General features: G+C 71.9%; 18 protein-coding genes. 10 read left to right on the top strand and 8 right to left on the bottom strand.

The features are described from left to right. Window positions 1–480: 480 nt before the first annotated feature. Complete coding sequence (locus V6U86_RS26675) at window positions 481–1,305, bottom strand: serine/threonine protein kinase (RefSeq protein ID WP_334507810.1); 825 nt, start codon at window positions 1,303–1,305, stop codon at window positions 481–483. Window positions 1,306–1,527: 222 nt separating this feature from the next. On the opposite strand from V6U86_RS26675, the gene V6U86_RS26670 reads away from it, so the two are divergent. Together V6U86_RS26670 and V6U86_RS26665 are read left to right on the top strand one after the other, a co-directional pair. Then, complete coding sequence (locus V6U86_RS26670; RefSeq protein ID WP_334507808.1) at window positions 1,528–4,554, top strand: S8 family serine peptidase; 3,027 nt, start codon at window positions 1,528–1,530, stop codon at window positions 4,552–4,554. 97 nt (window positions 4,555–4,651) lie between these two features. Beyond that, window positions 4,652–7,099, top strand: coding sequence for an ATP-binding protein (locus tag V6U86_RS26665; protein WP_334507806.1), 2,448 nt, complete (start codon window positions 4,652–4,654; stop codon window positions 7,097–7,099). Window positions 7,100–7,148: 49 nt separating this feature from the next. On the opposite strand, the gene V6U86_RS26660 is transcribed toward V6U86_RS26665, so the two are convergent. From V6U86_RS26660 to V6U86_RS26640, 5 genes are read right to left on the bottom strand one after another with little or no spacing between them, the layout of a single operon-like run. Then, window positions 7,149–9,362, bottom strand: a complete 2,214-nt coding sequence (locus V6U86_RS26660) for a glycoside hydrolase family 27 protein (RefSeq protein ID WP_334507804.1) — start codon at window positions 9,360–9,362, stop codon at window positions 7,149–7,151. A 46-nt stretch (window positions 9,363–9,408) separates the two neighbouring features. Further along, entirely contained in the window at window positions 9,409–11,496 is a 2,088-nt protein-coding gene (locus V6U86_RS26655; RefSeq protein ID WP_334507801.1) for an alpha-galactosidase, read from the bottom strand. Beyond that, window positions 11,493–12,314 (bottom strand): carbohydrate ABC transporter permease, encoded by an 822-nt coding sequence (locus V6U86_RS26650; RefSeq protein ID WP_334507799.1) that lies wholly within the window; start codon window positions 12,312–12,314, stop codon window positions 11,493–11,495. Before V6U86_RS26650 ends, V6U86_RS26655 begins: the two co-directional genes overlap by 4 nt. Then, window positions 12,311–13,231 carry a carbohydrate ABC transporter permease gene (locus V6U86_RS26645; RefSeq protein WP_334507797.1) on the bottom strand — a complete coding sequence of 307 codons (921 nt, stop codon included), beginning with the start codon at window positions 13,229–13,231 and terminating at the stop codon, window positions 12,311–12,313. The genes V6U86_RS26650 and V6U86_RS26645 overlap by 4 nt, the downstream gene beginning before the upstream one ends. 1 nt (window position 13,232) lies before the next feature. Beyond that, window positions 13,233–14,528 carry an ABC transporter substrate-binding protein gene (locus V6U86_RS26640; RefSeq protein WP_334507795.1) on the bottom strand — a complete coding sequence of 432 codons (1,296 nt, stop codon included), beginning with the start codon at window positions 14,526–14,528 and terminating at the stop codon, window positions 13,233–13,235. A gap of 159 nt (window positions 14,529–14,687) precedes the next feature. Here V6U86_RS26640 and V6U86_RS26635 point away from each other — a divergent pair, with 159 nt between their 5' ends. From V6U86_RS26635 to V6U86_RS26600, 8 genes are all read left to right on the top strand, one after another. Further along, window positions 14,688–15,434, top strand: a complete 747-nt coding sequence (locus V6U86_RS26635; protein ID WP_334507793.1) for an SDR family NAD(P)-dependent oxidoreductase — start codon at window positions 14,688–14,690, stop codon at window positions 15,432–15,434. Window positions 15,435–15,469: 35 nt separating this feature from the next. Then, window positions 15,470–16,180, top strand: a complete 711-nt coding sequence (locus tag V6U86_RS26630; protein ID WP_334507792.1) for a FadR/GntR family transcriptional regulator — start codon at window positions 15,470–15,472, stop codon at window positions 16,178–16,180. Next, the gene (gene dgoD / locus V6U86_RS26625; protein WP_334507790.1) at window positions 16,177–17,322 is read left to right on the top strand and encodes a galactonate dehydratase; all 1,146 of its coding nucleotides are present in this window, start codon (window positions 16,177–16,179) and stop codon (window positions 17,320–17,322) included. Before V6U86_RS26630 ends, dgoD begins: the two co-directional genes overlap by 4 nt. A 14-nt stretch (window positions 17,323–17,336) precedes the next feature. After that, a complete protein-coding gene (locus tag V6U86_RS26620) occupies window positions 17,337–18,155 on the top strand; it encodes a hypothetical protein (protein ID WP_334507788.1) in 819 nt (272 codons plus the stop codon). Window positions 18,156–18,165: 10 nt separating this feature from the next. After that, on the top strand, window positions 18,166–18,786 hold the full coding sequence (locus tag V6U86_RS26615) for a bifunctional 4-hydroxy-2-oxoglutarate aldolase/2-dehydro-3-deoxy-phosphogluconate aldolase (protein ID WP_334507787.1): 621 nt from the start codon (window positions 18,166–18,168) through the stop codon (window positions 18,784–18,786). Next, a complete protein-coding gene (locus V6U86_RS26610) occupies window positions 18,783–19,724 on the top strand; it encodes a sugar kinase (RefSeq protein WP_334507786.1) in 942 nt (313 codons plus the stop codon). The genes V6U86_RS26615 and V6U86_RS26610 overlap by 4 nt, the downstream gene beginning before the upstream one ends. Before the next feature lie 20 nt (window positions 19,725–19,744). Then, a complete protein-coding gene (locus V6U86_RS26605; RefSeq protein ID WP_334507784.1) occupies window positions 19,745–20,626 on the top strand; it encodes an SMP-30/gluconolactonase/LRE family protein in 882 nt (293 codons plus the stop codon). Between the two features lie 204 nt (window positions 20,627–20,830). Next, complete coding sequence (locus V6U86_RS26600; RefSeq protein ID WP_334507781.1) at window positions 20,831–21,943, top strand: L-dopachrome tautomerase-related protein; 1,113 nt, start codon at window positions 20,831–20,833, stop codon at window positions 21,941–21,943. Window positions 21,944–22,071: 128 nt separating this feature from the next. Here the strand turns inward: V6U86_RS26600 and V6U86_RS26595 are convergent, their stop codons facing one another. Together V6U86_RS26595 and V6U86_RS26590 are read right to left on the bottom strand one after the other, a co-directional pair. Next, on the bottom strand, window positions 22,072–22,824 hold the full coding sequence (locus V6U86_RS26595; RefSeq protein WP_334507779.1) for a dienelactone hydrolase family protein: 753 nt from the start codon (window positions 22,822–22,824) through the stop codon (window positions 22,072–22,074). Window positions 22,825–23,092: 268 nt separating this feature from the next. Beyond that, on the bottom strand, window positions 23,093–24,184 hold the full coding sequence (locus tag V6U86_RS26590; protein ID WP_334507777.1) for a hypothetical protein: 1,092 nt from the start codon (window positions 24,182–24,184) through the stop codon (window positions 23,093–23,095). Between the last annotated feature and the right edge of the window lie 202 nt (window positions 24,185–24,386).

Raw genomic sequence — 24,386 nt, 5'->3', positions numbered from 1 at the left:
GCGATTGGCAGGCGACGGCCACCCCGAATTCGTGCCACCGGCCTGGCTCGACCCCGAACAGGTCCCCCGCCGCAACCACTACCACCGACGCACGTAGGAGCGCTCGCCCAGTCCCGCGCCCCCAGCCCCAGGCCCCGGCCGTGGGCCCGCACCCCGCACCCCGCGCGTAGGCCCTGGGCCCTGGACCCCCCGCACCCTGGCCTCGCACTCCGGTCCCGCGCCCCGACCCCGCACCCCGGGCCTTGGCCCCGCGCCCCACACCCCGACCCCCGGGCCCTGCCGCACCCCGACCAGGCGCCGTGGCCCCGACCCCGGGCCCCGACCCCGCACCCCGCGCCCCCGCGCCCCCGCGCCCCGCACCCCGCACCCCCGCACCCCACGCCCCGCACCCCACGCCCCAACGCCCCACGCCCCACGCCCCACGCCCGGACATGGTCGGCACGCGCGGCCCGCTTCTGCGGGGACGTGCCACGGGCCGGTTCACGGCGTTGCCAGCCGCCAGGCGCGGACCAGGGCCGGCACGTCGGGGTACCGGGCGGCTGGCGCCTGCCTCGTCGCTCGTTCCACCACCCGGCGCTGGTCGTCGGTGCCCCGCCACGCCTCCGGTGTGTCCCGCCGGCGCTTCGCGGCCCGTGCGGGACGGCGGTGGCCGGCGGCATCCCTGGTGACCTCCGGCGAATCGAGCAGGTGGTGCAGGGTGCGGCCGAGCGCGTGCACGGTGGTCCGCTCGTCGATGACCGCGCCGCGGACGAACTCCTCCGGCGCCATGTAGCGACGTGATCCCGGCAGCCGGTCCGCCTCCAGTACGAACGGCCCGGGTCGGTACTCGTCGAGGTCGACCAACCGCATTCGACCGGCGGTGAAGTCGTACAGGAAGCAGCCGTCGTAGAGGTCGACGGCGACCAGGCCGGCGGCGCTGACGGCGAGGTGGGCGTCGAGGATCGCGTCGAGCGCCGCCTCGACCTGCGGGACCGGCAGCTGCTGGAATCGGGCCAGCGCGCTGCGGTCCGCGCTGTGCACGGTGGCATGGTTCAGCACGCTGCCGTCGTGCCAGGGGTAGACGAGCGTGGGACCAGCCGCGCCGGGGATCGTCCGGGTAGGACGGACGATCGCCGGATGGCGGACTGCGGCGTGCACCGCGCAGGCGCGGGTGAGCGATGCTCGGCCCTCGACCGTGACGGCCGTCTTGACGAGCCAGCGGCGGCCCGCCTCCTCGACTCCGTACGACAGGCAGCCCGAGCTCTGGGCGTCGAAGACCACGAAGGCGGACTCGACCGACGGCACGGACAGTCGACCAAATGCCATTAATCCCCCGAGCCGACGTCCCGAAATGACGCGCAAAGTACCCGTTGTGTTACGAGCTTGTTTCCAAGATGACGGGCAGGTTACGAGTGCTTCTCGATGATCGGTACCGATCCTAGGTTTCGGCCACCGTCATCAGTCGTGGCGGCCGGCATCGAATGTGGAGGCAGCGACGTGCCACAACCGAACACCCATCGGACCGGACGGGTCAGGCACGGGGTCAGCATGCTGGCCGCCGTGGCGCTGACCGCAGCCGGGCTCACCAGCCTGCCCGGCAGCGCCACCGCTGCGCCGGCCAGCAACGGACCGACGGCCCGCTATCTCGTCCAGCTCGCCGAGGAGCCGCTGGCCACCTACACCGGCGGGGTTCCCGGGATCGCCGCGACCAAGCCGGCCGACGGGGCGAAGCTGAACCGCACGTCCGGGAACGCCAGCGCGTACCGGGATCACCTGCGCCAGAAGCGCAAGTCGGTGCTGGACCGCGTCGGCGTGCCAGCCGAGCGCACCCGCGTCACCATGGAGACCGCGTTCAACGGCTTCGCCGCCGACCTGACCGGGCCGCAGGCCGCCCGGTTGCGCGCCACCGACGGCGTCCGAGCGGTGTACGAGAGCCAGAAAGTGCACGCCGCCACCGCACACACCCCTGACTACCTGGGCCTGACCGGCAAGGGCGGGGTGTGGAAGAAGGAGTTCGGCGGAGACTCCCACGCGGGCGAGGGCGTGATCATCGGGGTCATCGACAGCGGCTACTGGCCGGAGAGCGCGAGCTTCGCGCCGCTGCCCAGCCCGCGCCCCGACCAGGCCATCATCGACGCCAAGTGGAAGGGCACCTGCGACGTCGGCATCGAGGCACCGGTGACCTGCAACAACAAGGTGATCGGGGCGCGCTGGTACAACGACAGCGGCATCGCCGAGGCGTTCCCGGACGACTACTCCTCGCCGCGTGACCGCAACGGCCACGGCACCCACACGGCCAGCACCGCCGCCGGCATCCACGGCGTGCGGGCGACGTCGGGTACCCAGGACCTGGGCATGATCTCCGGCATGGCGCCGGCCGCGCGGTTGGCGATCTACAAGGCGCTGTACGACAACGGCGCGGGCGGAGCGACCGGCACCGACATCGACATCGTGCACGCCATCGACGACGCGGTCGCGGACGGCGTCGACGTGATCAACTACTCGATCGGTGACGACACCGAGCAGTTCGGGGCCGTCGACGCGACGTTCTTCAACGCGGCCGCCGCCGGGGTCTTCGTCGCCGCCGCCGCCGGTAACTCCGGCCCGTTCGCCAACACGGTCGACAACTCGACGCCGTGGCTGACCACGGTGGCCGCGAGCACGACCGACCAGCAGAACACCCGCAAACTCACCCTCGGCAACGGCACCACGATCGCCGGCGTGGGCATGGGCGAGACCGGCGTCGGGCCGGCCCGACTGGTCTTCGCGAAGGACAGCGCAATCGACCCGGACGGCGCCTACGGTGCCGGCCTCTGCGCCGACGACACGTTGGACCCGGCCAAGGTCAAGGGCGCGATCGTGCTCTGCCTGCGCGGCGAGATCCCGCGTACCGACAAGAGCATCGAGGTGGCGCGGGCCGGCGGGGTCGGCATGGTGCTGTACAACGACGAGCTGAACTCCCTGAACGCCGACGTGCAGGCCGTGCCGACCGTGCACATCAACGAGGTCGACCTGGCCACGGTCACCGCGTACGTCGCCAAGGGCAACGCCACGGCGAGCATCTCGCCGAGCAAGCTGGAGACGGTCGAGGCTCCCGCGGTCGCCGCGTTCTCCTCGGCGGGCCCGTCGAACCTGAACGCCGGCGAGCTGCTCAAGCCGGACATCAGCGCGCCCGGTCAGGACATCGTCGCCGCGTTCTCCCCGTCCATCGGCGGCAACGACTTCGCCCTGGAGTCGGGCACCTCGATGGCCGCGCCGCACATCGCCGGTATCGCCGCCCTGCTGCTGGCCAAGCACCCCGACTGGTCGCCGGCCGCGGTCCGCTCGGCGCTGATGACCAGCGCGGTGGACAAGACCGACAAGGGCAACCCGATCAAGATCGGCACGTACGACGCGACTCCGCTCAACTACGGCGCCGGTCAGGTGGAGCCGGGCAGCGCCTTCGACCCGGGCCTGGTCTACGACTCCAACCAGCAGGACTGGATCCAGTACCTGTGCGGGGTGTCCGCCGACCGTGGCAGCGACTACGGGCTCGGCGACCTGGACGGCTGTGACACGATCGGCGCGATCGACACGGCCCAGCTCAACTACCCGTCGATCTCGCTGGGCCGGATGGTGGGCAAGCAGAAGGTGACCCGTACGGTCACCAACGTCAGCGACAAGACCAGCACCTACACCTCGTCGGTGCAGGCCCCGCCGGGCTACCAGGTCAAGGTCACCCCGAAGAAGATGCAGATCCGCCCCGGCAAGAGCGCCAGCTTCACCGTGGAGGTGACCAACACCGGCGGCGCGTTCGACACCTGGGCCGACGGTTCACTGACCTGGCGCGACCAGTTCAAGCACGCGGTACGCAGCCCGCTGGTCGTGCACAACTCCGGGTTGGTCGCCCCCGACGCCATCACCGGCAAGGGCACCTTCGGCAGCGTCCGGATCGCCGCCGAGGTCGGCTACAAGGGTCAGCTGATCTCCCAGATCTCCGGCCTGACCTCGGGCACCAGCAGCGTGGTCACCCTGAAGGGCGACGGACCGAGCTGGGACTGGAGCACGTCGAACAACCTGCCGGTGCCGCTGCCCGCGTCGATCAGCAGGACCACCCTGCACGTGCCGGCCGGCACCCGCAGTCCGGAGATCCACGTGACGTCGGCGCGACCCACCTGCTCCCACATCGACTGGGAGGACGAGGAGGGCGTGATGGAGTGCACCGAGTTCAGCCTCAACGTCTACGACAAGTCCGGGAAGTTCGTCACCGCCACGGCCAGCACCCGGATCGGCGCCAAGGTGACCCTGCCGGACGGTGCCGGGGACTACATCGTGGTCGTCGAGCAGGAGTTCACCGAGAACATCAAGGACGGCGCGAACGCGTACACCGTGACCAGCTTCCTGCCGGGCGCGCCGGGCACTTCAGTCGGCCGGACCGTCATCGACCCGAAGCAGCGCAACGTGCAGCCGGGCGCGACGGCGAACCTGACCCTGCGCTGGTCCGACCTCGCCCCGGGGAAGCGTTATGTCGGGGTGCTGGAGTTCCGCAACGGTGACGGTTCGCTGAAGACCGTGCCGGTCACCGTCCAGTCCTGACCGTACCGACGGGCCGGCGGGCTGGCGTGTGACCCAGGTCACCGCCGGTCCGCCGGCCCACCGTCCCGCCGGGCAGAGGTGATCTGCTCGGCCCACGGTGATCGACGGTGGCGAGGACAAGACACGGGGCGGCGGGAGCCCAACTCCCGTCCGCCCCGAACGTCTGCGCGGACCCGTCGAGTTCGTCGGCCGAGTGACGGAGCTGGCCCAGTTACGCCGGCTCGTCGCAACCCCGCCCTGCCTGATCCTGCTGGAGGGCGAGCCCGGAATCGGCAAGAGTCGGCTCGTCGCCGAGCTGCTCGCCGAACTCCCCGGGCGGCACCTCATCGGCGAGTGCGACGACGTGCCCGAGCCCTTTCCGCTCGGCGTGCTGCTGGACGCGATCCGGGGCGGCGCCGACCGACTCGGTCCGCTCAGCCCGGTGGCCGGCGCCCTCGCGCCGCTGCTGCCCGAACTGGCCGACGTACTGCCGGACCCGCCGCCCCCGTTGACCGACCCGGCGGCCGAACGACATCGCCTGCTCCGCGCGGTCGCGGCGGTGCTCGCCGCGCTGAGCCCGGCCACCCTCCTGCTGGAGGATCTGCACTGGGCGGACCCGGCGACCTGCGAACTCCTCGCCTACCTGAGCACCCACCCGGTGGAGGGGTTGGCCGTGCTCCTGACCGCGCGCACGGCGACGCCGGGGAGCAGTACGCCGATCCACGACGCCCTGGCGCGGACTCCGCCATGGAGCGTCACGCGCGTCCCGCTCAGCCCGCTGGACGCCGATGACGTACGCCGGCTGGCGGCACGCACCCTGCGGCTCGACGACCCGCCGCAGCAGTTGACCGCCACCCTGCTCGACCGCACCGCCGGCATCCCGTTCGTGGTCGAGGAGGTGCTGCGTACGCTCGCCGAGCGGGGCGGCGACCCGTTGGCGGACGACAGTGTCCCGTTCGTCCTGCGTGACGTACTGCTCTGGCGGTTGCGCCCGCTCGACGAGGCCACCCGGGAGGTGCTCGGCGCGGCGGCCGTGCTGGGGATGACGCCCGATCAACGCGTCCTCGCCTCGGTGCTCAGCCTGGACCGGATGGCGATCGGCGCGGCGTTGACCGCCGCACACCGGGCCGGCCTGCTGCACGACGCCGGGGACGGCCTGCGGTTCCGCCACGACCTGGCCCGACAGGTGGTGTACGACCTGGTACCCCGGGAGAGCCGGGAGTGGCTGCACCTGCGGATCGCCCGGGTGCTGGAGCAGGAACTGCCGAAGCCGGTAGCCCAACTGGCGCACCACTACCGCCGGGCCGGCAGCGGGGCCGACTTCGTCCGCAACGCCGAGGCGGCCGCCGACCTGGCCACCGAGCGCGGCGACGACGCGACCGCCGCCAGCTTCCTGCTCCAGACGATGGACGTCGCCGAGCTTCCCCGACCGGTACGGGTTCGGCTCGCCGCCAAGCTGGGCCGGTCGGCCATCGACGGGCTCAGCCAGGCCGAGGCGATCCCGGTGCTGGAACGGCTGCTCGCCGACCGACGGCTGCCGCCGGGCGCCCGCGGTGAGCTGGGTCTGGTGCTGGGGCGGATGCTGCGCCAGCAGGGTGAGGCGCTGCGCGGGTACACCGAGATCGAGCGTGCCGTGCCGTTCCTGCGAGCGCCGCGCCGCAAGGCCCCGGCGCTCGCGGTGCTGGCAGCCCCCGACACCGTCGTGGGCCGGCACGTCGACGACCACCTGGCCCGCTGCGCTGAGGCGGAGACCGCCGCGGCGGCCAGCGGAGATCCCGCCTCGCACCTCGCGGTCCGCATCGCCCGAGCCTCGCTGCTGCTGGAGTCGGGCGACCCGGCGGCCTGGGCGATCATCACGCAGCTGCGCGCGTCCGCCGAATTGGCCGACCGGCCCCGCGAACATGCCCGCGCCTGCCTGAATTGGGCGCAGGGCGCGCTGCACGCCGGTCATCCCGAGCAGGCCGAAGCGCTCCTGGCGGCCGGGCGGGCGCTGGTCGACGAGACGGGGTACGAGCGGCTGACGGCCCTGGTGGAGGCGACCGAGCTGTCACTTGACCGGGCTGCCGGCCGGCTGGACGGGCTCGCCGAACGGCTCCGCCGGCTGGTCGCCAGCGCCGAGCGGATGCCGGTCACCCTGCTGGACGCGCGGGCCGAACTGGCGACCGTGCTGGCCCGGACCGCCGGCACCGCGAGCGGCGGCGACGACAGCGCCAACGAGGTGGAGGTGGCCGAACGGGCGCTGCGGGAGGTGGTGGCCGACGCCCGGCGGGTCGGGGCGATCTGGCCGCTGGTGCAGGCGCTCTCGGCGCTCGCCCAGCTGACCCTGGCCGAGCGTCCGGACGAGGCCGTCCGGCACGCGGCGGACGCGCTGTCGCTGGTGCGCGGAAAGGGCATCCTGGCGTGGGCCGCCGATGCTGTGTTGGTGCTGGCCGAGGCGGCAGCCGCAGCCGGTGATCCGGGACGGGCCGCGGGAGCGGTAGCCGAGCTGGAGGCCGGGATCGCGGGCCGGGACGCTCCGCTGGCCCTGGCCGCCCTGCGCCGATGCCGGGAACTCGTCCCGGCCTGACCTGGCTGGCTTGGTGGCGGGCCGTCGACCGACGGCCCGCCACCGTGGATCAGAGGACGACCTGGTGCACCCGGTCGTCCACGCCGCGTACCGCCAGCCAGGCGCTGCCGTTGGCACCGGCGGCGGCCCCGGGCGCACCCCGGAACGCGTCGGTGGCGAACTCACCGCGTCGGAACCAGCCGCCCCAGGCGCCGTCGCTCAGGTTGCGCTGCCAGAGCCGGTTGTCGGCGGCCAACGCGAACAGGTAGACCCGGCCGGAGGTGGCGAGCAGGGTCGGGCTGCCGCTGGTGGTGCCGCCCAGGTTGGCCCAGGCCGACCAGGTGCTGCCGGTCCGGCTGCTCCACCACACCTCGTCGGTGCGACTGCGGACCGCCACGTGCAGCACACCGGCGTCGTCGACGACAGCACTCGGCCGACCGTAGAACGGCCGGTTGTCGGGAGCACCGACGCCGGTCCAGCCGGCGCTCGGCGTACGCGACCAGAGCTTGCCGTCGGCACCGCGGGCGACCAGCGTCCACTGCGTCGGGCTGGTCCAGGCCACAGTGGGCGCGTCGGTGAGCGTGCCGCCGAGGCTGCGCCACGGTCCCCACCTGCCGGCGGCGTAACTGCGCTGCCAGGCGGCGTTGTCGGTGCCCCGGACGAAGACGTCGATCCGCCCGTCGGCGGAGCCGTACGCCGACGGCTGGCCGAGGATCCGGCCGCCGACCGGGCCACCGAGGGAGGTCCACCGGCTCCCCCACGTCGTACCGGAGCGCGTGTTGACCGCCAGGGCGCCCTGCGCGTCGCGGACGAAGGCGGTGGCGTGCGTGTCGTCCACCCGGACCAGCGCGGGGCTGGCGCTGGCGGTGCCACCGAGGTCGGCGCCGGCGACCTGGTCGGTGCCGGTCAGGCCGAGCATGGCCACCCCGTGCGCCGGCACCTCGACGGTGTACGAGCCGGTGAACGGCTGTATACCCGGGGTGCCCGGCTGGGCATCCACTGAGGAGCGGGACCACAGGTCACGAACCCGAACCGGCCCGCCGAGGGCGACGTCGGCGAAGTTCACGGTGATCTGCTGGGCGGTGACGTGCCGGTTGAGCAGCGCGACGGCCCGCTTGCCGGAGCCGGCGAGCACCTTGCTCCAGACCTGCGCGTCGGTGCCGGTGTCGGCGACCTTGACGCCCTGCCGGACGAGCGGGTCCTGGTCCACCGCGATGATCTCCGGGTTGGTCAACGCCGAGATCATCTCCTTCGGCAGGCCACGCGGGTCGGAGCCGATCACCAGCGGCGCGGCCATGATCGCCCACATGCCGAGCTGCGTCTTGGACTCTTCCAGGCTCAGCTCATACCCGCCGTCGGGCAACGGACGCATCGGCAGCAGGTAGTCCGGGTCGTTGTAGTGCCCCGGCCCGGTGGCCGCCGGGTGGTACGCGTTGACGTCCATGTTGCGCAGCACCCACGGGTACGCCCACTGCGGGGTCGGGTCGGTGAGCCCGACGTCGGTGTAGGTCCGCCAGGAGTCGGCGATGGTGGGCGCGTACGTGTAGCTCCAGGTGGAGAGCTGCTCCGGGGTGTACGGGCCGCCGCCCCAGTCCGAGCTGACCGGGTTGCAGATGTTGAGCAGCATCGGTCGGGGCGACTGGCGGACCGCCTCGGCCAACTCCCGGAAGGTGGTCTCCGGGTCGAGGCCGGCGGCCCGGCCGCAGAGCCAGTCGGCCTTGAGCGCGTCGAAGCCCCAGCTGGCGAACTGGGCGATGTCCGCCTGGTAGTGGCCGTTGCTGCCGAGCCCGCACTGCCCCGGCAGGTAGGGGCCCGCGTCGGTGTAGATGCCGGCCTTCATGCCCTTGCTGTGGATGTACGCGGCCAGCGCCGCCATTCCGCCGGGGAAGCGGGCCGGGTCGGCGACGAGGTTGCCGGCCTCGTTACGCGGGGTGGGCGCGGCCCAGTTGCCGTCGATCCAGACGTACGTGTAGCCGGCGTCGCGCAGGCCACTGTGGACCATGTGGTCGGTGACCGACCGCACTTCGGCCTCGGTGGGGTCGCCACCGAGACCGAAGTAGGTGTTCCAGCCCTGGTAGGGCGTGGGGGCGAGCCCGCTGTTGAAGAAGGTCGGCGCGCCCTGGTCCTCCGCGCCGGTGGCCGCCGGATCGTGGCCGGGGCGGCCGGGCCCGTGGCCGGCCTGCGGTGGGTCGGCGTGGGGTGGGCCGGCCATCACCGGCATGGGGCTGGCCAGGCCCAGGCCGAGCACGGCCAGGGCAGCGGTCAGCTGTCGGTTCAGGCGCATGGAGGTACTCCTGTCCCTCGGGGGTGGGGGTGGTGGTACTCCGATCTCAGTCGCGGGTCAGCACGATGAGGTCGGCGTCGTGGGTCGCGCTCCACTGCACGGGCAGGCCGACCGCGGCGAGGTGGCTGCCGGAGTAGTGCCGGTCGCCGTGCGAGTAACGGGCCGTCGCGTCGAGGCCGCGCAGCGGCAACCGGACCGGACGGGACGGAAGCAGCCCGGCGCCGTCGAGCCGACCGGTGTGCCAGGCCAGGACGACCACCCGGCTCTCGTCCGGCGCGGTGTACTGCACCGCACAGCGGGCCTGGTCGGGGCCACCGATCAGGTGCACCTCGCCCCGCGTGACGACGTCCCTGATCTCCTTGTATCGGGCGATCCAGCCGGCCGCCTCGGCCCGCTCGGCGGGGGTCCACGCCCGGATGTCCGCGCCGATGCCGAGCACACCGGCCATCGCCAGGACGAATCGGAACGCCAGCGTTCGGGGCCGGGGGTCGAACAGGCCGGGCGCGTCGGTGACCCAGGAGCTGAGCAGGTGCGGGGCGTTGGCGTGCAGGAAGCCGTACTGGATGGCCAGCCGATCCAGCGGGCCGGTGTTGTCGCTGGGCCAGAAGACGTCGGCCCGGGCGGCCATCGCCAGGTCGGTCCGCGCTCCCCCGCCGGCGCACGCCTCGATCAGCACACCGGGATGGTCCCGGCGCAACCGCTCGTAGATCCGGTGCAGGTTGGCGACGTGCGCGCCGTCCAGGTCGATCGGGCCCACCCCACCGGACCGACCCGGCTCGGTACGCGGGCGGTTGAAGTCCCACTTCAGGTAGTCGATGTCGTACCGCCGCAGCAGACCGTCGACTGTGGAGTGGACGAACTCGGCGACCTCCTGCCGGCCCAGGTCGAGCAGGTACTGGTTGCGGACCGGGGTGAGCGGTCGACCGTCGACGGCGTAGACCCAGTCCGGGTGCTCGGCGTACAGCGACGACTTCGGGTTGACGCACTCCGGCTCCACCCAGAGCCCGAAGTTCAGCCCGAGGGCGCGGACGTCGGCGATGAACGTGTCGAACCCGGCCGGGAACTTCGCCGGGTCGGGCGTCCAGTCGCCCAGCCCGGCGGTGTCGTCGTTGCGGCCGACGAACCAGCCGTCGTCCACGACGAACGTCTCCACGCCCAGCTCGGCGGCGATCCGGGCGAGCGCGAGCTGGCTCTGCGCCTCGACCGCGAAGTAGGTCGCCTCCCAGGAGTTGTAGAGCACCGGGCGTCCGGTGAGCCGGTCGGCGGCCAGCGCCCGCTGGTGGGTGTGCCAGACGCGGGCCAGCCCGTCCAGGCCGTCCGGGCTGTACGCCCCGGTGGCCACCGGCAGGGTCAGCCGCTCGCCGGCGGCCAACTCCAACGGGCCGTCGACCAGCTGACGGCCGACCCGGACCCGGGTCAGCCCGCCGGTGTCCCGCTCGGCGCTGATCTCCCACGAGCCGGTCCAGGCCAACGCCATCCCCCACGCCGGCCCGGCCGGCTCGGCGGTGTCGCGCACGGCCAGCCAGGGCACGTGCAGATGCCCGGGTACGCCCTGGGAGCTGCCGATGCTGAACGCTCCGTGGCCCAGCTCGACGTGGGAGAGCTGGAACTCCTGCGCCCACTGCCCCCACTGGTGGCTGAGCAGCGCGCCGTGCGGCGTCGGTACGCAGAACCCGCCCGACCCGGCCCGGACGACCCGCAGCGCGTCGGTGCCGTCGTTGGTCAGCTCGACCCAGCGCTGCACCACGTCGGTGCCGGCGGGCACCCGGTAGTGCACGGTGGCGCGCAGCCCGGTGACCGGGTCGGCGAACTCGACGGCCAGCTCCCGCTGGTCGGCGTCGATCCGCGCGTCGGTGTGGACGAAACCCACCCGTCGCTGCCCGTTCGATGTCTCGATCACCAGGTCGGGGCCGGTGAACGGGCGATCCGCGTCGGTGGCGTACTCGACGGGGGCGGCGTCCCCGGCGGTGAGGAACGGGACCGGACCGTCGTAGCCGACCGGCGACGGGCCGTCGGAGACACCGTGCGGCCCCCACGCGACAAGCTCCAGCCAGCGACCGTGCGCGGGCACTCGCACGGTGTACTCGGTGTGCGTGCCGCGCAGCGTCCAACGCCGCCCGGCCTCGGCGGTCACTTGACCGCTCCGAGCGCCAGGCCGGAGACGAAGTGCCGCTGGAAGCGCAGGAAAACCGCGACGGTGGGCACGGCTGCGATGACCGTACCGGCGGCGATGACGTTCCAGGACGACACGAACTGCCCCTGGAGGGCGAGCAGCGCCGGGGTGACCGGCATGTTGTCGTCGGTACGCAGCACGGTGATCGCCCAGAGCAGATCGTTGAAGATCCAGGTGAAGGAGAGCGCCCCGAGAGCGGCCAGCGCGGGTCGGGTCAGCGGCAGCATCACCTTCGTGAAGATCTGCGCCGTACCGGCCCCGTCGATGGTGGCCGCCTCCTGGATCTCGCCCGGCAGGTCCCGCATGAAGCCGTGCAGGACGAAGGTGTAGAAGCCGAGCCCGAAGCCGACCTGCACCGCGATCAGCGCCCAGAGCGTGTCGTACAGGCCGGTGAGCTCGCTGAACTTGGCCACCGGAATGAGCAGGATCTGCGGCGGGAGCAGGTTGCCGGCGAGCATCAGCAGCAGGATGGTCCGCCGGCCGGGGATCCGGAAGCGACTCAGGGCGAAGGCGGCCATCGCGGCCAGCCCCAGGCTCACCAGCACCGACGGGACGGTGACCAGCATGCTGTTGATCAGCGCGCGCAGTTCGCCTCCGTCGGTCCACGCCTGCCGGTAGGTGTCCAGCGTGAACGAGCGGGGCAGACTGCCCACGCCGTGTGCGGCGATGTCGTCGAACGACCGGGTGGACATCACCACCACCCAGAGCACCGGGCCGAGCCAGAGCAGCGAGAGCAGGATCATGCCGGTGTGGAAGGCTCCGGTACGGAGCTTGTTCATGACGCTTCCTCCCGGAACGCGCGGACCAGGTAGCCGAGGATGACGGCCAGCGCGAGCACGAAGATCACGACGGCGATCGCGGAGGCGTAGCCCAGCCGCAGGCTCTGGAACGCGGTCGAGTACATGTAGGTGCTGAGCAGCTCCGACGAGTGGTACGGCCCGCCCTTGGTCAGCGACCAGACGATGTCGAACGAGCGCAGCGAATCGATCACGATGACCGACAACACCACGGCGTTGACCCCCTTGAGCTGCGGGATGGTGACATGCCGGAGTCGTTGCCAGGAGTTGGCGCCGTCCATCCGGGCCGCCTCGTGCAGCGCCGGGTCGATCGCCTTCAGCCCGGCCAGGAACAGCACCATCACGTACCCGATCTGCCGCCACAGCGCGGGCAGGATCACCGCGTACAGGGCGGTCTGCGGGTCCGCGAGCCAGGGCCGGATCAGCTGCTCCAGCCCGACCGCCCGCAGCAGCGTGTCGGCGATGCCGTCGGGCTGGTAGAAGACCCGCCAGACCAGCGCGGTCACCACCAGGGAGAACACCACCGGGGTGAACAGCGCGGCCCGGTAGAAGCCGACACCGCGCCGCTCCTTCTGCAGGACGAGCGCCATCCCGAAGCCGCCCAGCACGGAGAGGCCGCCGAAGAGCACCAACCAGATCACCGTGTTGACCAGCGCACCCCGGAAGGTGGCGTCGCCGGCCAACTCGACGTAGTTGTCCGTGCCGACGAAGGTCGGCGGGGTCATCCCGTCCCAGCGGGTGAGGGAGAACCAGAAGCCCTGGATCGCCGGCCAGAACACCCAGACGCTCTCGACCGCGAACGGTACGAGGACGAACGCCGCCAGCAGCGGCGACAGTCGAGCCGACCGTCGCCGCCGCCGGGTGGGGGTGACCGAAGTCGTGGAGATCGTTGCTGTCACGTCAGCCCTTGAAGACCTTCTCGGCGCCGGCCTGCCACTCCCGCAGGATCGCGTCGATCTGGTCCGGCTTGTCCATGAACTTCGTCAGCGCAGTGTCCGCGGTCGGCTGGAGCGCGTCGCTGGAGTCGCGGTTGAAGAACTGGGTCAGCTCCTTGGCCTCGCCCAGCATCGCCTTGCCCTTGACCACCAGCGGCGAGTCCGACGCCCGGGCCTTGGGGTTGGCCGGCAGCACGATCCCGGAGCTGGCCTTGACGTACGCCTCCTGGGCCTCGACACCGGCCAGGTAGCTGAGCAGGGCCTTGGTGCCGGTCGGGTTGGCGCTCTTCGCGCTGGCGAAGAAGCCGTCGGTCGGTGCCTCCTCGGCCAGCGGCACCGCCGGGTCGATGATCGGGAACCGGAAGAAGTCCAGGTCACCGAGCGCGTCCTTGGGTGCCGCGTCGGCGAAGAACGTACCGATCAGGAACATGCCGGTCTTGCCGGCCAGCAGCGCGGTGGTCGCCTCCTGGAACGGGTACGCCTTGCCCTTGGGGTCGAAGTAGGGCAGGGCCTCGCGCCAGCGGGTGAAGACCGCCTTGACCTTCGGGTCGTCGAAGCGCTGCTTGCCGGCGAGCAGCTCGCGGTGGAACGGCGCACCGTTGATCCGGATGTTGAGATAGTCGAACCAGGCCGAGGCCACCCACGGGGTGTCGCCGAGGCCGATGCCGATCGGCGGGATGCCCTTGCCCTTCAGCGTCTCGCAGAGTGCCAGGAAATCGGTCCAGGTCTTCGGCTCCTGCACGCCCCACTTGGCGAAGTTGGACTTGCGGTAGAAGAAGCCCCACCAGTAGTTGTTCATCGGCACGAAGATCTGCTTGCCACTGGCGTCGGTGGAGAGGGTGCGCAGCGACTCGGGGTAGTCGCCCAGCGACTTCCAGACTTCGGAGACGTCCAGCAGCAGGTTCTTGCTGGCGTAGTCGTTGGCGACCGAGCCCGCGTACCAGGTGTAGAGGTCCGGCGGGTTGGCCGAGGTCAGGTAGGTCGGCAGCTGGGTCCGGAAGGTCTCCGAGGCGATGGTGTTGAGGCTCGCCGTGCCCTTGCCCTGCCCGTTGAAGGTCTCGATCAGCTTCTCCATCGCCGCCTTGGCCTGCGGCGAGGAGAGGTTGGACTGGATGGTGACCGCGCCCGAGCCGTTGCTCGTGGTCGGCCCGCTGGCGGAGCTGGCGCACGCGCTGAGGAACGAGCTGGCGCCGAGCGCGCCCAGGCCGGCAAGCCCGAGGTGGCCAAGGAATCGCCGGCGACCGGGGTCGAAGTCGCTCACGGAGGTATCCCTTCCTTTACGACACGCAGCGTCACCGCGCAATGTGTCGTCCATGTGAATGCTGTGACGAGAAGGTTGCATCGGCCGTCGCCGACTGTCAAGATATCTTCGTAATTAATGATTAGATGAGATCAAGGCGAGGGTCACGTGGATCAGCCTATGCGCCGACTTGATGGCAAGAACGCGCTGGTCAGCGGCGCGATGGGTGGGATCGGCGCGGCCATCGCCCGGCGACTGGCCGCCGAGGGTGCCGCCGTCGCGCTGCTCGACGTCGCCGACCCGGCCCCGCTGGCCGAGGAGCTGACCGCAAGCGGTCACCGTGCACTGTCCGTAGTGGGCGATGTCAGCGACGAGGCCGACTGGACGGCCGCCGTGGGCGCCGTGCGGGAGGGTTTCGGCCCGGTCGACATCCTGATCAGCACCGCGTACGCCGTGCGGGTCGCCCCGGCCCACGAGACCACCCGGCAGTCCTGGGACCACCAGCTCGGCGTCAGCCTCACCGGCTCGTTCCTCGGCGTCCGCGCCTGCCTGGACGACCTGCGGGCACGCTCGGGCACGGTGGTGCTGATCTCCTCGGTGCACGCGCTGGTCGGGTTGCCCGGCCGGCCCGCGTACGCCGCGGCCAAGGGCGGCCTGGTCGCGCTCGGCCGCCAACTCGCCGTCGAGTACGGCCCGCAGGTGCGGGTCAACACCGTGCTGCCCGGGCCGATCCTCACCGCCGCCTGGGCCGACGTGTCCGAAGAGGACCGCGAGCGCAGCGTCGCGGAGACCGTGGCGAAGCGCTTCGGCACACCGGACGAGGTGGCCGCGAGCGTCGCCTTCCTCGCCTCACCGGACGCCGCCTACGTCACCGGCGCGAGCCTCGTGGTGGACGGTGGCTGGACAGCGGTGAAAGCCTCGGCCTGAGAGATCGATACCGACCAGCGAAAAGGCCAGGAGCATTGGCACAGTACGCACGCCGCGGCGTCCACGGGCAGACCGTCGAAGCGATCGCCCGTCGCATCCTCACCGGCGAGATCCCCGCCGGGGCGACCCTGAACATCGTCGCGTTGCAGGAGGAGTTCGACGTCAGCCTCACGGCGCTCCGCGAGGCGCTGAAGGTCCTCTCGGCCAAGGGCATCGTCGACGCCCGACAGAAGCGCGGCACCTTCGTCCGACCCCGGTCGGACTGGAACCTGCTCGACGGTGACGTGATCCGCTGGCAGTTCGCCGAGGGCACCGACCAGCGGCTGCTCGACCAACTGCACGAGGTACGCGCCATCATCGAGCCGGCCGCCGCGCGGTTGGCCGCCACCCGCGCCACCGAGGACGACCTGACCGCCCTCGACCGGGCACTGGACGAGATGGCCCAGGCCAACGGTGACCCCGCCGCCGCCATCGCCGCCGACCTCGCCTTCCACCGCGCGCTGCTCACCGCCACCCACAACGAGCTGCTGGAGCGGATGGAGGTGGTGATGGAGACCGGGCTCGCCGAACGGGACCGACTGGTGCACGGCGGCACCCCGCACGACGACCCGGTGCCCAGCCACCGCGCGGTGGTCGACGCGCTGCGCGACCGGGACGAGACAGCGGCCGAGACCGCGATGCGTCAGTTGCTGGACAAGGCCGTCCGCGACGTCGAGAAGGTACGGGGACGAAGGGGCAGTCAGTGAAGATCGAGCGGATCGAGACCTTCCTGGTCGCGCCACGGTGGTTGTTCTGCCGGGTGGAGACCGACGACGGGCTGGTCGGGTGGGGTGAGCCGGTGGTCGAGGGCCGCGCCGAGGTGGTGCGCAGCGCGGTCGAGGTGCTCTCCGAACATCTGATCGGTGCCGACCCCCTGCGCGTCGAGCAGCACTGGCAGGTGCTCACCAAGGGCGGCTTCTACCGGGGCGGCCCGATCCTCTCCAGCGCGGTCGCCGGCCTCGACCAGGCGCTCTGGGACATCGCCGGGCAGGCGTACGGCGCGCCGGTGCACGCGCTGCTCGGTGGGCCCGTGCGCGACCGAGTGCGGATCTACTCGTGGATCGGCGGGGACGAGCCCGACGAGGTGGCCGACGCCGCCGCCGCGCAGGTCGCCGCCGGCCTCACCGGAGTCAAGATGAACGCGTGCGGACGGCTCTCGCCGATCCCCACCTCGGCCGAGGTGGACGCGGTCATCGGCCGGGTGGCCGCCGCGCGCGAGGTGCTCGGCCCCGACCGGGACATCGCTGTGGACTTCCACGGTCGCGCCGGAATGGCCGCCGTCCGCCGGATCCTGCCCGAGCTGGCCGCGTTGCGCCCGTTCTTCGTGGAGGAGCCGGTCCTGCCCGATCAGGCTCACCACCTGCGCGACATCGTGGCCAGCACACCGATCCCGGTGGCCACCGGCGAGCGGCTCTACGGTCGGTCCGAGTTCCTCGGCCCGTTGCAGGCCGGGGTCGCCGTGGTCCAGCCGGACCTGTCGCACGCCGGTGGGATCTCCGAGGTCCACCGGATCGCCGCGCTCGCCGAGACGTACGGCGCGCTGCTCGCCCCGCACTGCCCGCTCGGCCCGATCTCCCTGGCGGCCAGCCTCCAGGTGGCCTTCGCGACGCCGAACTTCCTGATCCAGGAGCAGAGCATCGGCATCCACTACAACGCCGGCTCGGAGTTGCTGGACTACCTGGTCGACCCGGAGCCGTTCCGCTTCGTGGACGGGCACATCGCCCGCCTCGACCGGCCCGGCCTGGGCATCACTGTCGACGAGGCGGCGGTCCGCAAGGCCGCCCAGACCCCACATGCCTGGCGCAACCCGGTCTGGCAGCACGCCGACGGGTCGTTCGCCGAGTGGTGAGCAGCCCGAGGCCGGTGCCGCTGCGGGTGGCGTACGACGCGGCGCACGGTGGCCGGTGGACGAGTCTGCACGGCGGTGACCGGGAGTGGCTCTGGCGCGGCCCGGCACCCGGCCGGCACCGGGTACGCCCCGACGACGCGTTCGTCGACGCCGGTGGCCTGGAGGAGTGCCTGCCCACCGTGCGCGGCGAGCCCGACCACGGCGAGGTGTGGTCCCGGCCGTGGCGGAGCACCACCCCCGGCACCGTGGTCATCGAGCGGCCGACGTTCACCCTCAGCCGCCGGATCACCGACGAGAGCGGTGTGGTGGTGGCCGACTACCGGTTGGCCGCCGACCCCGGGCACCGGTTCGTCTGGGCCGCACACGCCCTGCTCGACCTCTCGCCCGCCGCCGGCCTCGACGCGCCCGCCGGCACCCCGACCCGGCTGCACCCGGAGGCCGCCGCGCTCCTGCCGCCGGGCAGCTGGCCCACCGGCGCCCCGTGGTTGACCGGGCCGTGGCCGGCTCCCGCCGGGCTGGCCCTGGACACGTTCGGGCCGGACGACGGGACCGCGCTCGGCGCGGTGCTGCTCGACTGTGCCCGAGTCCAGGTGATCGACGGAGCCGACCGGCTCACGCTGGAGCTGGAGTGCGCGGGCCAACCCCGCAGCACCGCGCTCTGGCGCAACCTGGGCGGTTGGCCGGCGAACGGCCCCTACCGCAGCATCGGCGTCGAACCGATGCTCGGTGCGGCCTTCGACCTGGCCGACGCCGGCCCCGACGACGCGGCGGTCGTCCCGCCCACCGGCGAGGTCACCTGGCGACTCACCATCTCCGCCCACCGCACCCACTGAGGACACCGTGATGAACCTGCTCGACGAGCTGCGTACCCATCGATTGTTGGCCATCGTGCGCGGCCCGGACCCGGCCGCCGCGCTGACCGCCGTGCTCACCCTGGCCGAGAGCGGCGTCGCCCTGGTCGAGGTCTCGTTGACCAGCGCCGACGCGCTCGGCATCATCCGCCGCGCCCGGGCCGCCCTCGGGCCCGACTTCGGCCTGGGCGCGGGCACCGTGCTCAGCGCCGAGGACGCCCGCGCGGCGGCCGACGCGGGCGCCGGTTTCCTGGTCACCCCGGCGATCGCCGCCAGCCTCGCCGAGGGTGGTCGGCTCGGCCTGCCGGTGCTCGCCGGTGCGCTCACCCCCACCGAGGTGGTGCAGGCCACCGACGGCGGGGCCGCCGCGATCAAGCTCTTCCCGGCCTCCCTCGGCGGGCCCGACTACCTCGGCGCCCTGCGCGACCCGTTCCCCGGTACCGCCTTCGTGCCGGTCGGTGGGGTCGACGCGGACGGCGCCCGGCGCTACCTGGACCGGGGCGCGACAGCGGTCGGCGTCGGTTCCCCGCTGCTCGGCGACGCCGTCCGAGGCGGCGACCCGACGGCGTTGCGCGAACGCGCCGCCGCCTTCCTCGCGGCGGTCCGGCCATGACCGACCTGCTCACGCTCGGCGAGACGATGGCCGCGTTCCGCACCACCGGTCCGCTGCGACTGGGTGGCACCGCCAGCATCTCCGTCGCCGGGTCCGAGTCGAACGTGGCGATCGGCCTGGCCCGGCTCGGCCACCGGCCTGCCTGGGTCGGTGTCACCGGCACCGACGAACCCGGCGAACTGGTCCGCCGTACGCTGCGCGCCGAGAGTGTCGACCTGACCTGGTCCCGGGTCGACCCGACCGCCCCGACCGGGCTGATCCTCTTCGAGAACCGGGTCGCCGACATCAACCGGGTCACCTACCACCGGGCCGGGTCGGCCGGCTCCCGGCTGGGCCCCGCCGACGTGACAGGGGCCTTCGACGCGCCCGGGCCACCACCCCGACTGCTGCACGTCACCGGCATCACCTGCGCGCTCGGCGTCGAGCCGTACCAGGCGGTGGTGGAGGCCGTACGGCGTGCCCGTGCGGCCGGCAGCACGATCTGCCTGGACGTCAACCACCGCAACCGGCTCTGGTCGATCTCCGAGGCCGCCGCCGCGCTGCGTCCGCTGCTGCCGTCGATCGACCTGGTGATCGCCTCCGACGACGAGTTGGCCGTGCTGACCGACGCGAGCGACCCGGCCTCGGCGCTACTCTCGGCCGGCGTCACCGAGGTCGTGGTCAAGCACGGCGCCGGTGGTGCGACCAGCCACAGCGCGACCGGCACGACCCACCGTCCAGCCCGGACGGTACCGGTGGTGGACACCGTCGGCGCGGGTGACGCCTTCGTTGCCGGACTGCTCTCCGGCTGGCTCGACGGCCTCGACGCGCCGGCCCGACTGGACCGGGCCGTCACCACCGGCGCGTTCGCGGTCGCCACCCGGGGCGACTGGGAGGGCCTGCCCGACCGGGCCGAGCTGGCGCTGCTCGACCACGGCCCGGGCGGTACGGTCCGCTGACGATCCTTTGGAGGAGCACCATGGAGTTGACCGAGCCGACCGTCTGGAGCACCGACCGGCTGGAGTTGGGTGAGGGCCTGCGCTGGGTCGACGACCGGCTGGTCCTGGTCGACCTGTTGGCCGGGCGACTGTTGGAGACCGACGGCGACGCCCCGACCCCGCTGCGGGAGCTGCGCCGTCTCGACGTGCCACTCGGTGCGGTCGCCCCGGTGGTCGACCGGCCCGGCGAATGGTTGGCCGCCGCCGGGACCGGCGTCACGGTGCTGCCCGCCACCGGCGACCCCCGACCGGTCGCCGACCTGGTCGGCGACGCACCCGAGCCGACCCGGCTGAACGACGCGGTCGCCGACCCGCACGGCCGCTTCTGGGCCGGCAGCATGACGTACGCGATGGTGCCCGGCGGGGGCACGCTGTTCCGCCTCACCCCGGGTGCCGAGCCGGTCCCCGCGGTGACCGGACTGACCATCCCGAACGGGCCGGCGTTCGACGCGGCCGGCACCACCATGTACCTCGCCGACACGCCACGCGGCGAGATCGACCGGTTCACCGTCGACCCCGCCACCGGCGCCCTGCACGGGCGGGAGCCGTTCGTGCGGCTGTCCCCCGCCGACGGCGGCCCGGACGGCATGACGCTCGACGCGGCCGGCCACCTGTGGATCGCGCTGTGGGGTGGTGCCGCGGTACGCCGCTACCGGCCCGACGGCACCCTCGACCGGGAGATCCGGCTGCCGGCCACGCAACCGGCCGGCATCTGCCTGGGCGGCCCCGACCTGCGCCGACTCTTCATCGGCACCGCCCGGGTGGGGCTGGACACGCCAGGCCCGCAGGACGGCGCGCTGCTCGCGGTGGACGTCGAGGTCCCCGGTCTACCCACCGCGCCGGCCACCGCGCCAGCGAGCTGACCCCGGTCGAGCTGACAGCCGGTCGAGCTGACAGGCGGCCGAGCTGACAGCCGGCCGAGCTGACAGCCGGCCGAGCTGACAGGCGGCCGAGCCCGACGGCGGCGAGGCATACCGGACGCCCGGGCGGGAATAGACCCGGGCAGGGTCGCCCGCGGTCAGGTGGGTCGGCCGACCGGCAGGGGGCGAGACGATGAGCAGCACGGGGTGGGCAGCGTGAACGGGCCGGTCGGCGACGAGCCGCTCGGCGAGCTGGAGTTGGTGCACACCTTCACCGGCCCGATGCCGACCGGGGTGAGCGTCTCGCACCGGGGCCGGATCTTCGTCAACTTTCCGAAGTGGGGCGACGAGGTGCCGGCCACCGTCGTCGAACTGCGCGACGGCAGCGAGGTGCCCTACCCCGACCAGGCCTGGAACGACCCGTCCGGCGACGACGACGCGGGCGCCTTCGTGTCGGTGCAGAGCATCGTGGTGGACCCGGCCGACCGGCTCTGGGTGCTGGACACCGGCAGTCCGATGTTCCAGCCCACCAAGCCGGGCGGCCCGAAGCTGGTCCGGATCGACCTGGACACCGACACGGTCGCCCAGGTGATCACCTTCCCGGCGGACGTGGCGCTGCCGACGACGTACCTCAACGACGTCCGCTTCGACCTGCGCCGCGGCGAGGCGGGCGTCGCGTACATCACCGACTCGGCCGTCTCCGGGCCGAACGGGATCATCGTGGTGGACCTGGCCAGCGGGGCGTCCTGGCGGCGGCTGCACGACCACCCGTCCACCAAGGCTGAGCCGTTGACGTCGTTCCGGCCGGTGGTCGAGGGCCGACCGTTCCTCGAACGGCCGGCGGACGGGCCACCGAAGCCGGTGGCGATGGGCTCCGACGGCATCGCGATCTCCGCCGACGGCACCCGGCTCCACTACTGCCCGCTGACGTCCCGACGCTGGTACAGCGTCTCCACCGAGGCGCTGGCCGACCCGGGCGTCACCCAGGAGGCGGCCGCCGCGACAGTCATCGACGAAGGCGACAAGGGCACCGCGTCGGACGGGTTGGAGAGCGACGACGCGGGCCGGCTCTACCTCACCTCGTACGAGCACAACGCGGTGCTGCGCCGGCTGCCGGACGGCGAGTACGAGACGGTGGTGCACGACCCGCGACTGCTCTGGCCGGACACCATGTCGGTGGCCACCGACGGGTACCTCTACGTCACCGCCAACCAACTGCACCGACAGCCGCAGTACCAGGGCGGCAAGGACCTGCGGCGCAAGCCGTACGCGCTGTTCCGCACCCGCATCGACGCCGGCCCGGTGCTGCTGCGCCGCTGAGCGGGCGGGTGGCTGCCGTCGCCAAAGACGCTTTGCCGATTCAATCTTGGACAGTTTCCGTTACGAGCTTACGAGCTAACGGAAACTGTCCAAGATTGCCGGAGTGGAAGCGTTCGTCGCGCTCGTGATCAGGCGGGCAGGGTGCGGTCCAGGAGGTCGAAGAGCGCGCGCCAGTGACGCTCGGTGGCCTGCTCGTCGTACGCCGGGGTGTCTGCCATGGTGTAGCCGTGGTGGGCGCCGGCGTACACCTCGGAGCGGTACCGCACTCCGGCGGCGTCGAGAGCCTTCTCCAGCGTGGCGATCTGCTCGGGCGTCATCGACTGGTCGGCGTCGGCGTGCCCGAAGTACACCTCGCCGGTGATCGAGGCGACACCCAGGTGCGGGCTGTCCGGCGCGTCGGTGACGATCCGCCCGCCGTGGAAGCTGGCGATCGCCGCGATGCGGTCCGGGTGCGCCTCGATGGCCCGCAGCGCGTTCGTGCCGCCCATGCAGTAACCGGTGATGGCGACCGGGCCCGGCCGCACGTCGTCGCGGGCGGCCAGGAAGTCGAGGTACGCGGCGGTGTCCCGGCTGATCACGTCCGCGGTCAACGCGCCGATCAACGGCATGGCCTTCGCGAAGAGGGCGGCGCGCCCGTCGGCCTCACCGAGTCGGGACAGGTCGAACAGCGGTGCCCGGCCGCCCCGGTAGAGCAGATGGGGCGTCAGCACGAGGTAACCCCGGGCGGCGATCCGCTCGGCCATCTCGACCAGGCGCGGGCGCGGCCCGATGGCGTCCATGAAGAGCAGCACCGCCGGGAACGGACCGTCGCCGTCCGGTCGGGTCAGGCTCGCGTCCGCCACTCCGTCGCTGGTCGGGATGTCCACCGCCGTCGTCAGCACTGTGCCTCCTCGTACGCCGATCTTGGTCCGTCCGAAACGGTACCCGCCTGGTCAGCGTGCCCGACACCGGTCCGCCAGCCAGTGGCGCCGGTCCCTCCAGCTCTGGCCGTAACGACGCTGCTAACCACCGTCCAGCTTCAGAAGCGATGCCGCAGGTCGTCGAGCGGAAAGATCGCGGCGGCCTCACCTCCGGCCGCGAGCCCTGCTCAACTCCGAAGGGCGATCGATGACCGCCACCGGAGCGGCGGTCATCGATCGAATGTCTGGCCTACGTCCGGAACACCACCTTGTCGTAGATGATGCGATCCCGCGCACCGATCATGAGCATGGCGAAGTAGACGGAAACTGCAACCACTGTGACGCTGCGGTACGTGTGCCACCGGTTGGCGTCCTCTTGCGGAGCCTCCCAGCCAGATCCGCCGATGAACCGGGACCGCCAGATGGAATGGGCATTGTCGTTTGCTGCCGACTGGTAGCCGAGCCATCCCACCATCATGTATTGGCCGTTCGCGGCAGCGGAGGGCCGCCCGGATCCCCCGACCCGGCCAGCCGAGCCTGGGATCTCGTTGCGGCCGTTTGGCCACCCACCGCCGGGAAAACGGGCCATGAATTGGATTGCATTGAACTCACGCCAGAACAGGTACAGGGTGCCTGCGTAGTTGGCCAACCCCGGCCCCACCGAAGAATAGGCGGCAGTTGCGACGTTGTTGCTCCAGGAGATTCGGGGCTCCCCGGCTTCGCCGCCTGTGAAGTAGAAACTGCCGTCCACCGTGTAAATTCGACTGCTGGTCTCGCCACGGTAGGCGACGACCACTCTGCCGCCGATTTCGACAATAGCCGGCGTGTCCGATGTGGTGATGAAATGCGTTCCGTTGTTGGTGGTGATCGGTAACCATTGACTGAAGTTGTCTGCGCTAATGCCGCGGTAGCCGACATTGGTCGCGTAATAGATGCGGTTATCGTTACCGCGATGGAGAATCACGAATCCATTCTGAACGCCCACCGCCGCTGGCGCGGACGGAGTTTGCGCGTTCGGGATCTGCTGAATCGGGCCCAGCGGGCTGCCGTAGTACTGGCCCTGCATCCAGATCCTGTTGCTGGTCTCACCGCGCCATACCCAGATCTGGTGCCGATTGCCAGAATTGTATGCCTGAACCGGAGCCTGGTCGGATGAAGGCTGACTGTCGCCTGCGCTGTCGAGGGCGTCCCATGAAGTTTCACCAAAATACGCGGCCGCAGCCGGCGATGCGGGTACCACCACCAACAGCGAGACCGCCATGGCGCAGGTGGCCGCAACGGCGGCCCACCTCCATCTACTCTTGAGCATAAAGCCTTCCTTTCGACATGCGTCGGCATCCATACCGAAGCCAACTCTTCCGTGGCGCAGGAACCCCGGGCGCGCCTTCAACTCGTACGACGACGAACCGGACCCCGAGTTCAAGACCCGGCACCGAAAATCTCGCCACCTTTCGCCGTGCGAAAGGCTGGTCGAGCGACTCGGGATCCCGCAGGAGAAGACCACCTACCCGGTCCGTCTGCTCTGCCGCCTCCTCGGCGTCGGC

This window comes from Micromonospora sp. CPCC 205558, from assembly GCF_036902955.1.
Taxonomy (GTDB): domain Bacteria; phylum Actinomycetota; class Actinomycetes; order Mycobacteriales; family Micromonosporaceae; genus Micromonospora.
Note: the sequence above shows the minus strand (reverse complement) of the source record. Positions and strands in the feature narration are given on the sequence as shown.